The organism is Bradyrhizobium sp., from assembly GCF_004799445.1.
In the GTDB taxonomy this organism is placed as follows: domain Bacteria; phylum Pseudomonadota; class Alphaproteobacteria; order Rhizobiales; family Xanthobacteraceae; genus Bradyrhizobium.
Genome location: NZ_SSNA01000162.1, coordinates 1 through 2,549, shown reverse-complemented (window position 1 = coordinate 2,549; position 2,549 = coordinate 1). Strand labels below are relative to the sequence as shown.

Genomic DNA, 2,549 nt, shown 5'->3' with positions numbered 1-2,549 from the left:
AGGTCCGATCTCTTAAAAATTTTTAGGAATTCATGCAGATTATTGATATTCATAGATTTGCGATAGATGACAACAACAAAGACAAATTAATAACGAAAAATAGACAAAGCAAAAATCTCAAAAAAAGAACAGGATATGCAGGATCGCAAGCGGCAGGATAGGCAGGATAATAGACTTCATTCCTCCACACGATATAACCTTAATCACTCAGCTTTAGTGGAGGGATTAAATCAATTATCCTGCCGCTTGCTAAGCCCGGTAGGACGTCTGATTATAGCCCACAGTGACCAGAGGGAACTGTGGGTTAGCAATATAAAACAAAGAGCCCGTTAGGGCGATTCAGACAATCGTGATTGATTGAATCGCCCTAACGAGACAATTGCAGAAGTAGATTATGCTAGACTTCTAGCTTCTCGATAGGCTTCCATAATTTTTGCCATAAATGCTGTTTGCGATGCCGCAATACATACCTCATCAAACACAGTTTAGGCATCGCTTTGGAGTGCGGTGCTATGAGGCTGTGAAAAATTTTAAGCATCTTATATTCAGATATTTATTGCAGATAACTCTTGTTTTATATACCATTCCGAATTTTCCAGAAACGACTTCAGACAAGATCTAAAACGAATAGCCACTTCAAGGTTATGCATGAACAAGCAAGAAACACTATTTCCAATTCCAGAAAATATTCTAGAGCCACTTCTTCATGAATATAAAGGCAAACCTCGTCTTGTCAAAGCGTGTCGAGATCAGTATGAAATCAAATCAGGAATTTTGGATGATTTAATTCCAAAAGATCATTTAGCTCGTGATGTATGGCGATATGTTGAAGGATTAGACTTATCAATTGTTTTAAGAAAAATCGATGCTGTTGAAGGGAATGTTGGTCGTCCAGCCACAGATCCGAGAATTTTATTATCCATATGGATTTACGCCACAATTAAAAGTATTGGGAGTGCTAGATTGATTGCAGAATATTGCGTCGAACACAATGCTTTTAAATGGATATGTGGTGGAGTAAATGTTAATTATCACACCATTTCTGATTTCAGATCTAACCATGGCGATCAGCTAGCTAATCTATTGATTCAAACTGTGGCTATATTATCAAAGAACAAAATCATTTCACTAGAAAAAATATCGCAAGATGGAATGAGAGTGCGAGCAAGTGCAGGATCCTCTTCTTTTAGGCGAGAGGGAACTTTACGGGAACACATAGTATTAGCAACTCTGTTGCTCAATGATCTAAATGAAGAAGCCAAAAAAGATCCTGGTTATTGCAAAGCAAGATTAGAGGCCGCTGAGCGTCGATCAATAGAGGAAAAATTAAAAAAAATAGAGTTGGCTCAAAATGAATTAAAAGAAATCATAGCGGAAAAAAAAAGAGCGCAAAAAGAGAACGTAAAAAGCTTAAAGACATAGATATTGAAAAAACTCGTGCTTCAACTACAGATGCCGATGCAAGAGTAATGAAGATGGCCTGTAACGGCTATCGTCCAGCCTTTAATGTACAGTTTGCTTCTACCAATCTAGGAAAAGCAATTGTTGGTGTGGATGTTATTAAACAAGGCTCGGATAGTGGACAAGCGTTACAGATGATAAAGCAGGTTGAAAAAATGTACGGAATAGTGCCTAAAACCTGGTCTGTAGACGGTGGGTACAAATCACACGAGCAATTGGATATAGTTGGAGAACAGTATAAAAATTGTAAAATTTATATGCCTGTGGAAACTAATTCCAAAGTAGATAATCCTTACGAAAAACGTCCTGAGGATAGCACGGCAGTAGGAGAGTGGCGAGTAAGGATGGGTACTGCAGAGGCTAAAGAACAGTATAAAGAGCGTGCAGCAACAGCTGAATATGTAAATGCCCAATCGAGAAATAAGGGTTTTCAGCAATTTCGAGTGAGAGGACTAGATAAAGTAAAATGTGTAGCACTGATTTACGCAATAACTCACAATATAACGATCTTTCTTAATATTTAATGATTTATGAAAATGTTCTCCGGAACATACGAGAAAAATATGAACAAAATAGACACAATTTCCACAAAAGATGGGATGGGTAAAAATTTTACGAAAGAGTCACCTGACCGCCTGAATTGATTTTTTAAAATTTACACTTTTTTGAATATAGATTGCTGAAGGTTTTATATTTTTTCACATCCTCTATGCACCGCTTTCAATGGCGTCGTACTGAGAAAAATCCATGAAGTAAAATGAATTTGGGCAAACAGCTTTCCGCTCATTTTTGTGAGAGCTAAACTCATTTATCTTAGAACGACGCCATTGAAAGCGGTGCATAGCACCGCACTCCTGAGCAACGCAGAAAAATACACAACAAAGAACACAAAGGACACAAAGAGGACTCCTGAATGCACAACATAAGAAAAACGCAAAGAAGCAAAGACGCTAAGACGCAAAGAAGAAAAAAATGATAATTTAAAACCTTAAATACGTTCTAAAAATACCTCTGTTTTTCTTTGCGCCTTTGCGTCTTTGCTTTCTCTGCGTTTTCTTATGTTGTGCAATCAGGAGCCCACTTTGTGC

At 37.6% G+C, this 2,549-nt stretch carries 2 protein-coding genes; both read left to right on the top strand.

The features are described from left to right. The first annotated feature begins 648 nt into the window (after nucleotides 1-648). Complete coding sequence (locus E8A46_RS21275; protein ID WP_291565516.1) at nucleotides 649-1,422, top strand: transposase; 774 nt, start codon at nucleotides 649-651, stop codon at nucleotides 1,420-1,422. Continuing rightward, on the top strand, nucleotides 1,356-1,985 hold the full coding sequence (locus tag E8A46_RS21270; RefSeq protein ID WP_363252257.1) for a transposase: 630 nt from the start codon (nucleotides 1,356-1,358) through the stop codon (nucleotides 1,983-1,985). The genes E8A46_RS21275 and E8A46_RS21270 overlap by 67 nt, the downstream gene beginning before the upstream one ends. Nucleotides 1,986-2,549: the final 564 nt, after the last annotated feature.

Coding starts and splice junctions, on each gene's coding strand:
- E8A46_RS21275 (WP_291565516.1), top strand. CDS start 649: ATGAACAAGCAAGAAACACTATTTCCAATTCCAGAAAATATTCTAGAG.